8 protein-coding genes and 1 pseudogene are annotated in these 8,578 nt (G+C 67.1%); 1 reads left to right on the top strand and 8 read right to left on the bottom strand.

What is annotated here, in order from left to right; translation table 11 throughout:
• The coding region (gene glgX, locus A5663_RS04765; RefSeq protein WP_231976680.1) for a glycogen debranching protein GlgX at positions 1-1,560 on the bottom strand (1,560 nt) is incomplete at its 3' end.
• Between the two features lie 111 nt (positions 1,561-1,671).
• Between glgX and A5663_RS04760 the strand changes: the two genes are divergently transcribed.
• Positions 1,672-2,487, top strand: a complete 816-nt coding sequence (locus tag A5663_RS04760; protein WP_231976679.1) for an enoyl-CoA hydratase/isomerase family protein — start codon at positions 1,672-1,674, stop codon at positions 2,485-2,487.
• On the opposite strand, the gene A5663_RS04755 is transcribed toward A5663_RS04760, so the two are convergent.
• The 7 genes and pseudogenes from A5663_RS04755 to A5663_RS22910 all read right to left on the bottom strand — a co-directional run.
• Entirely contained in the window at positions 2,484-3,035 is a 552-nt protein-coding gene (locus A5663_RS04755; RefSeq protein ID WP_068144552.1) for a nicotinamidase, read from the bottom strand. The two genes, A5663_RS04760 and A5663_RS04755, sit on opposite strands and share 4 nt — an antisense overlap.
• Positions 3,036-3,046: 11 nt before the next feature.
• Entirely contained in the window at positions 3,047-4,378 is a 1,332-nt protein-coding gene (locus A5663_RS04750) for a hypothetical protein (RefSeq protein WP_068144549.1), read from the bottom strand.
• Positions 4,375-4,788 carry a hypothetical protein gene (locus A5663_RS04745; RefSeq protein ID WP_068144546.1) on the bottom strand — a complete coding sequence of 138 codons (414 nt, stop codon included), beginning with the start codon at positions 4,786-4,788 and terminating at the stop codon, positions 4,375-4,377. Before A5663_RS04745 ends, A5663_RS04750 begins: the two co-directional genes overlap by 4 nt.
• Positions 4,785-4,958, bottom strand: a complete 174-nt coding sequence (locus tag A5663_RS23255; protein WP_197503296.1) for a hypothetical protein — start codon at positions 4,956-4,958, stop codon at positions 4,785-4,787. The genes A5663_RS04745 and A5663_RS23255 overlap by 4 nt, the downstream gene beginning before the upstream one ends.
• Positions 4,955-6,805, bottom strand: coding sequence for a hypothetical protein (locus A5663_RS04740; RefSeq protein WP_068144543.1), 1,851 nt, complete (start codon positions 6,803-6,805; stop codon positions 4,955-4,957). The genes A5663_RS23255 and A5663_RS04740 overlap by 4 nt, the downstream gene beginning before the upstream one ends.
• 80 nt (positions 6,806-6,885) lie before the next feature.
• Positions 6,886-8,349, bottom strand: coding sequence for an aminotransferase class I/II-fold pyridoxal phosphate-dependent enzyme (locus tag A5663_RS04735; protein ID WP_068144540.1), 1,464 nt, complete (start codon positions 8,347-8,349; stop codon positions 6,886-6,888).
• Between the two features lie 53 nt (positions 8,350-8,402).
• Positions 8,403-8,578, bottom strand: a pseudogene (locus tag A5663_RS22910) (glutathione-dependent formaldehyde dehydrogenase); the annotation flags it as partial.

Here is an 8,578-nt window from a genome sequence, read left to right as displayed (position 1 = left end):
CGTGAGGAAGTTGCGCTGCTGGCGTGACCGCAGCGCGTTGATCTCCGGATCGTCGGTCGGCCCTTCGACGCCGCAGTTCCACGACCGGTTGTGGCTCTCGCCGTCGCGGTTGTCCTCGCCGTTGGCCTCGTTGTGTTTCTCGTTGTAGGACACCAGGTCCCGCAACGTGAAACCGTCATGGGCGATCACGAAGTTGATGGAGGCGACGGGTCGCCGGCCGGTGTGCTCGTAGAGGTCCGACGACCCGGTGAGCCGCGAGGCGAACTCGTCGATCGTCGCCGACTCGCCGCGCCAGTAGTCGCGAACGGTGTCGCGGTACTTGCCGTTCCACTCCGTCCACTGCGGCGGGAAGTTGCCGACCTGATAGCCGCCGGGACCGACGTCCCACGGCTCGGCGATCAGTTTCACCTGGCTCACGGTCGGATCCTGTTGCACGAGTTCGAAGAACGTCGCCAGCCGGTCCACGTCGTAGAACTCGCGGGCCAGCGTGGAAGCCAGGTCGAAGCGGAACCCGTCGACATGCATCTCGGTGACCCAGTACCGCAGCGAGTCCATGATCAACTGCAGGGAGTGCGGATGGCCGACGTTGAGGCTGTTGCCGGTACCGGTGTAGTCCATGTAGTAGCGCTTGTCGTCGTCGACGAGGCGGTAGTACGCGGCGTTGTCGATGCCCCGGAAGCTCAGCGTCGGGCCCATGTGGTTGCCCTCGGCGGTGTGGTTGTAGACCACGTCGAGGATCACCTCGATGCCGGCCTCGTGCAGCGCGCGCACCATCGCCTTGAACTCCTGCACCTGGCCGCCGGGGTTCGGGTTGGAGCTGTACTTGGAGTCCGGCGCGAGGAACCCGATGGTGTTGTAGCCCCAGTAGTTCGACAGGCCTTTCTCCACCAGCGTCGAGTCGTTGGCGAAGTGGTGCACCGGCATCAGCTCGATCGCGGTCACGCCCAGCGACTTGAGGTGCTCGATGATCACCGGATGGCCCACCGCCGCGTATGTACCGCGGATCTGTTCGGGGATGTCGGGATGTGTCTGCGTCAGGCCCTTGACGTGCGCCTCGTAGATGACCGAGTCGGCGTACTCGTGGCCCGGCGGGCGGTCGACGCCCCAGTCGAAGTACGGGTTGATCACCACACACTTGGGCATCTTGGGCGCCGAGTCCTCGTCGTTGCGGCTGTCCGGGTCGTCGAAGTTGTAGCTGAACAGCGACTGGTCCCAGTCGAACTGGCCGTCGATCGCCTTGGCGTACGGGTCGAGCAGCAGTTTGTTCGGGTTGCAGCGCTCGCCTGCGTCGGGGTCGTAGGGCCCGTGCACCCGGTATCCGTAGCGCTGGCCAGGCTCGATGTTCGGGATGAAGCCGTGCCATACGAACGCGTCGACCTCGGGCAGCGTCATTCTCGTCTCGGTGCCGTCGGCATCGAACAGGCACAGCTCGACCTTCTCGGCCGCCTCGCTGAACACCGCGAAGTTGGTGCCGAAGCCGTCATAGGTCGCCCCCAACGGATAGGCCTTGCCCGGCCAGATTTCCAGTGGGGCGGCTTGTGAGGTGGCGGCTTGGGTCAATTCAAACTCCAGACGATGAGACGAACGGATCAACGGAACCATACGGGTGTGCCCGGTGAGGCAACATCACAACCACATCGGCGCCAAGTCCGTCCATCGCAGGGAGAGCATGTGTCCAGCCGTTTCGACCTGCCCGCATACCGAACGCTGTTGACGCACGTCGACGCCGGTGTGGCAACTGTCACGCTGCACCGCCCGCGGCAGCGCAATGCGATAGGCGACGGTATGCGTGAGGAGCTGGCCGACGCCTACCGGACGCTGGACCACGACGACCGCGTCCGCGACGTCGTGCTCACCGGGAGCCCACCCGCTTTCTGTGCGGGCGCCGACCTCGCGTCGGGTGAGGAGACCTTCGCCGCACCAGGGAAGGACTTCAGCGCCGCGGGCATCGACGTACCGGCCTGGACGCTACGCAAGCCCGTCATCGCAGCGGTGAACGGACACGCCATCGGCCTGGGACTGACGTTGGCGCTGCAGTGCGACATCCGCTTCTTCGCGGCCGACGCGCGGTACGGCGTCGTGCAGGTGCGGCGCGGCGTGGTCGGGGACGCCTATTCGCACTGGGTGCTCCCGCGGTTGGTCGGTATCAGCAAGGCCGCCGAAATCCTGTTGAGCGGGGCGGTTTTCGACGGCGCCCGGGCGGTGGAGCTGGGGCTGGGCAGCCGGGCGCTGCCTGCCGCCGAGGTGCTGCCCGCCGCGCTGGAGCTGGCGCGCGACATCGCCGTCAACACCGCGCCGATGTCGGTGGCGGCGAGCAAGCGGCTGCTGTGGGACTCGTTCGACCTGGACCGGCCCGCGGTCGGCGCGCGGGAGACCGCGATTCACCGGGCGCTCATGAGCCACGACGACGCGCGGGAAGGAGTGCGCGCGTTCCTGGAAGGCCGGCCGCCGTCGTGGACCGGCAGTCCGGTAGACCCGACGGCTTAGCGGATCTCGACGCCCGCGGCCTGCAGGTCTGCGAGAGCCTCGGCGGTCGACTCGGCGGCGACGCCAGCGGTGAGGTCGACGAGGACGCGGGTGCTGAACCCATAGGCGACGGCGTCGGCGGCGGTCGCCTTGACGCAGTAGTCGGTCGCGATGCCGACGACGTCGACTTTGTCTATGCCGTGTTGGCGCAGCCAATCGTCCAGCGAGGTGCCGCTCGCATCAGTGCCCTCGAAACCGCTGTAGGCGGCCGAGTACTCGCCCTTGGTGAAGACGGCGTCGACCGCGTCGGCGTGGAACTCGGGATGGAAATCGGCGCCGCCGGTCCCGACGACGCAGTGCCGCGGCCAGGACGTCACGAAGTTCGGGTTGTCGGAGAAGTGCTCACCGGGATCGATGTGAAAGTCCTTGGTGGCCACCACATGTGCGTAGTCGTTGCGCCCGGCGACCAACCTTTTGATGCCCCGCGCGACATCGTTACCGCCGGCGACCGCCAGCGAGCCGCCCTCGCAGAAGTCGTTCTGTACGTCGACGATGATGAGCGCCTTCATACGCTTCGACGCTACCCGCCGAACAGCAGGTACAGCCCGGTGAAGGTGTAGCCGACCATGACCAGCATCATCGCCAGTTGGCCGGTGAGCTGATGCCCGGCCGGCAGTATCCGCAGCGCGCGGTCGTGCGCGGCGACGACGCCGGCGACGTGTCCGGCGACGACGAAACCGACTTTGAGCGTCGCGAGCACCGCTGGATGTTGTGAAAGGTAGTAGCTCACTTGGGCGTCGCCGAGCCCCAGCAGGTTCCAGCCGCGATCGAGCGGATCGGCCAACAGGATGATGGTCTGCTGTCCGCGCTCGACGAGGTAGGTCAGGTAGTGGGCGAACACGTAGCCGATGACGATCGGGATCAGCGAATGGGCCATCAGCCCGGGCAATTCGCGGCGCCGGGCGCGGTCGACTCCGCCGGTGGCGATCGATGCGAGCCAGAACGTGCAGGCCACGACCGCCGCGAAGATGAGCAGTCCGGCGGTCTTTATCCCGGTAGCTGTCCACGCCGACGAGGAGTGGGTGCTGACGAAGTTCCGAATCGCCGGCATCGCCGAGAAGCTGTCGAACGCAGTGGATCCCAGCAGGACGGCGAGGAGCACGACGACGCCGGGACGCACCGGCAGCGACGGGAGGTGGTCGAACGGGTTGCCGATCGCGATCCGGCCCGTTTCGGGCTGACGGCGAAACGGCGACAGTCGCGATGCCACCACGCTGTACACCTCGAACGGGTCGGCTCGCGCGCACCAGCGCTCACCGCAGCACAGTGCGCCTGCCAACGTGACCACCAGGTAGGTCAGGACCCAGATACGAATGGCGGTAAGCGATCCCGGGTCCGGGCTGGCCAGCTCGAGCCACACGAACGCGAACAGCCCGAAGACGGCCGGCCAATATCCCAGCCACGCCGGGTACGTCAGACCCAGTGATCGACCGCCCAGCAGGCGCACGATCGTGCGCACCGGCGAGATAGCCCGCCACACGGGTCCGATGATCAACGAGACTGCCACCAAGCCCACCCACAGCAAGACGTAGAACACCCCAGGCAAGGGGTTCTGCGCGTTCTGCGGGCCGAGGACCGCGGCGATTCCCACCCAAACCGCGAAAGCCAGGGCTGCGAGGGCGATGATCCACCGAGTGACGGGGGCGTCGACGACCGTCGTCACCCAACGAGGGAGGGGCCGAACGGAATTGGCCGTGTCGAAGCGAGGCTTCTTCCACGCCAGCGCGACCACCGCGAACGTGAACGTCAGAGCCCACGCGGCACCGATCAGCGCGTAGGTGAACGGTATCGGCAGATCGGTAGAGCCGCCGAGGCCGTGAGCCAGTACGGCGACCGACGACTCTGCGGTCACTGCACCGCGATGGTCGCGATGGTCTTCTCGGCGTGGTGCAATTCGACGTCCACCCGCCCCGGCACGTCGACGGTGAACTGGAACGTCTGCCGCGGACCGGCCTTCACGGGGAAGGTGTGCTCGGGGTTGGAGTGCACGTGCAACTCGTCGTCGTGGTCGCTGCTGATGTTGATGACGATCGGCTGCTTGACCTTGGCCTGGAGTTGTTCGTTGACGGGAGCGACCTGATCACCGGTGACGGACACGTCGATCACGACCTGGTCCGGTGCGGACTGCGTGCCGGACGGGCCCGACCCGCCGACGGGCGACTGCGACGAACCCCCGGCGCCGGATTCGTCCTTCGTGCCGCCGCAGCCCGCGGCGACAAGTGCGACGGCTACCAGAATCCCAAGTGTGCGATGCTTTTTCACGTTCTCCCGTCTTCCGTCGGTGTGCCGTCGCTGCGCTTCTGCCGGTTCTTCATCGCGATGTACACCACGACGCCGGCGACCACGATCGCCGGCGCGAACGCCGGCACCGCCAGCCATATCGAGTGGTCGGCGAGGATGACAACGTCAGGGCCGGTCTGCCCGGCCGTCATGCCTGCGCCGTGGGTTGCAACTCCGTCTCGCGACCGGTGGGCTCGCTGCGGTTGATCCGGCCGCCGCCCCAGCTCACACCGGCGACCATCGCCAGCGAGCACACGAGCACCACCAGGCAGCCGATCAGCCACAGCGACGCCGGGATGTCTGGGCTGCGCTCGCGCTGCAGGATCGTGATCTCGGCGACGAACGGACGAGTCATCGACGCGTCCGCGGGCACTTCTTTCGCGCCGATCCCCGGGTCACCGGCCAGATAGATCGGCACTGCGGTCAACATTCGGCCGTCGTGCACCCGCAGTAGCGTCTTCCAGGTGCCCGACACCGGCATCGGCGCGGTGGACCGGTAGTGGCCGGGCCCGACCTTCTCGAGATTGTCGACGAACATGCCGCGCTCGTGGGTCAGCTTGCCCTGCCACCCCAGCACCGACACCCAGTTCGGATCCTCGCTGAGCAGGTTCGCGGGCGTGATCTGGACGTCCGCGGTGGCGTAGCGTCCTCCGTCGTCGCTCGGAACGTTGGTCAAAGCGATTGTGGCGGTGGCACTTTGGGGCACCTCGTAACGAAGCCCGTTGGCGGTGGCGCCACCGATCGCCAGCACCGTCAACACGACCAGACCGACGCTGACGGCGCGGCGTGGCAGCCGTTGGTCGGTGAGCACCATGCCGATCATCGCGCCGCACGCGCCGGTGAGGATCGCGACGGGCACGGCCATCGCGAGCGCTTCGGGCCAGATGCTGGCGTGCCACGAGTAGTGGTAGACGGTGTTGATCCACAACGACTCCAGCCAGAGGCCGACGGTGCTGACACCCAAGCCGGCTACGGCGCCGTAGAGCACCGGGCGTCTGACCAGCGGTGTCAAGCCGATGAGTTCGACGACGACGGCGGCACCCAGATAGAGCGGGAACCAGTTGACTGGTGAGCCGAGCACGGGCGCGACCAGCAACGCGACGATTCCGCGCAGCCCGATCGCGATGACCGCGGAGATGAGGGCCGCACCGCGGCCGAGGTAGATGCGAGCCGCGACGAGCGCGAGCGACGCGGCGGCGGCGATCAGCATGGGCTGGAAGACCTGGCGGAACTGCGGCACCCCGAAGTCGAACTCGATCTGGTAGACGGACATGCCGATGAGCACCCCGGCGAACGCCAGATACTGGACGAACTTCAGGCCGATGCCGTCGGGCGGCGCGTCCGGCGGGGCGACCCGCCTGCCTTCGACTTCGAGGTAGGCCGCCGCCAGCGTCGAGAAGCCAGCGCCACCGATCATCATCAGGTGGGTCGGGCCCCACAGGGTGACGTCCTGGCCGAAGATGCGGTGCCACATGTCGTCGAGGGGGAAACCGAGCAGCGCGTAGAAGCCGCAACCGGCCATCACGACGCCGCCGACCGGCGCGTACCAGTGGTCGGTGATGCGCACCGCGGCGGGGCCGGGACGCTCGTCTGCCCCCCGGGGTATCACCATCGCGGTGCAGCCGGCGACGAAGATGCCGAACAGGCCGATCAAGATGAAGTAGTGCGCCGGGTTGGCCAGCGCACCGCCGTCGCGGCCGTTGCCGATGTGCAAGCTCACGTCCCAGATGAACCCGAACAGGGCGCAGATGATCGACGCGACGAATATCGCGATCGGCATCGCGACCCACGACGGGCGTTTGAATCGGCGGCCCGACCAATCGGCCAGGCGCGCCAGCCAGTCGATCTTGTGGGTGCGGTGCATCCAGCCGATCCACAGCAGCAGCGCGGCGACCACAGCGGCGACCGCGGTGAGAGCCACGATCTCGTGAATCGCGGCCCCGCCGCCCCCGCTCTGCGCCAGGACCGAAATGTCTGAAGCTTTCCAGGTACCCGTCATCTGCCCACCTGCCGAAGTCGGAGGAAACTTCTTACTCGCCGGTAATGTTGCCAGAAGCCCCCAAGCTGAAACCAGGGGTATCACCTGGCAATCACACGGATAGTTTCCAAAGAGGTATCTGCCGCGTCGGGGATGTTCATGCCCGCCTTGAGGCCGTCGCGCAGGTAGTCCAGCACGGCGTCATTGAGCAGTTCACCAGGCACGACGGCGGGAATGCCGGGCGGATAGGGGGTGATCTGCTCAGCGCACACCCGGCCGCCGGCCTTGGCGACGGGAATCTCCTCGACCTGGCCGAAGAATGCGTCGCGGGGCAGGTCGACTGTCTCGAGCTGGATCTCCTCGGGGGAGGGCAACCTGATCGACGGCGGCGCGTCGAAGTCGTTGGCTGCCTTGCGCCACGCCCACAGGGCGTCGAGCAGGCGGTCACCGGTGGTCTTGTCGTCGGCGAACGACATGGTGGCCAGGATTCGGCGGTGATCGGCCATGCCGACGTCGACGTGCTTGTGTTCGCGCAGCCAGTCGGCGGCCTGATAGCCCGAGGTGCCGGTGGCTGCGACGTCGATGAGGATCTGCATGCGATCGAGGTCGTGGGAGGCCTCGGTGCCGAGCAACTCGTCGTCCATCACCTCGACGTCGGGAAGCTCTTCGATGTCGCGGCGTAGTCCGCGCACGAGGGTCAAGACGTCGCCGAGCAATTCGTGACCGTGCTCGACCATCTGTCGGCGCCAGCCGTCCATCGCGGAGTACACCAACACGTTCGGGCTGGTGGTCATCAGCAGGTCCGCGCAGGCCGAGAGGCGGTCCTGGTCGACGAGGTCCCCCTGGAGATGGAACACCGATCCCTGTTCGAAGCCGGCGCCCATCTTGTGCACGCTGACCACACAGACGTCGGCGCCGGCGTCCATGGCCCAGGTCGGTAGGTCCTCGTGGAACGGCAGATGCGCGCCCCACGCCTCGTCGACGATCAGCGGCTTGCCCTGTTCGTGGCACACGTCGGCGATCGCGGCGATGTCGGCGCAGGTTCCGTAGGGGCTGGGGCTGACGACGAGGGCTCCGGCGGCGTCGGGGTGCTTGGCGAAGGCGTCGCGGTAGTCCTGCGGTGAGGGCGGATGGCTGATGTGCCGTTCGGTGTCCCAGCGAGGCGTGACCCAGCGCGGCTGGACGCCGGAGAAGATCAGGCCGGCCACGATGGACTTGTGGCTGTCGCGGGGGACGATCAAGCCGCCGTCGGCACCGCCGGCCACGGCCATCATCGCGGCCTTCACGGACAGTGAACTGCCGCAGGTGGAGAACCAGGCGACGTCGGCGCCGACCGCTTCGGCCATCAGATCCTCGGCGCGCTTGAGGTATTCGTTGCTGGTGTGGCGGTCGTCGAGGCCGCCGCTGGCGAGCACGTCGTCGGCGAATGCCTGCGGTCCGAGCACGGCCAGAACCCGGTCGTCGGTGCCGCGTCCCTGCCTGTGACCCGGTGGCGTATAGCCGTAGCGGTTCTTGTTGCGGTAGTCGACGAGCGCGTCGAGCAGGGGCGTTTCCGATTGGTTCATGATCGGCGGGTACCCGCGCCAAGCCGACGTCGAACCAATCGCGTCGTGGGCGGTCAGGGCTTGAGGATGACCTTGACCATGCCGTCTTCCTTCTTCTGGAAGGTCTCGTAGGCGTCCGGGGCCGACTCGAGTGGAAGCCGGTGGGTCGCGAACTGCTCGACGCGCAACGGGTCATCGGCCGTCAGCAGCGGAAGGATGTCCGGGATCCATCTCTTGACGTTGGCCTGAC

It is taken from the genome of Mycobacterium sp. E740 (assembly GCF_001672895.1).
Classification (GTDB): Bacteria; Actinomycetota; Actinomycetes; order Mycobacteriales; family Mycobacteriaceae; genus Mycobacterium.
This window is presented reverse-complemented; position numbering and strand designations above follow the sequence as displayed.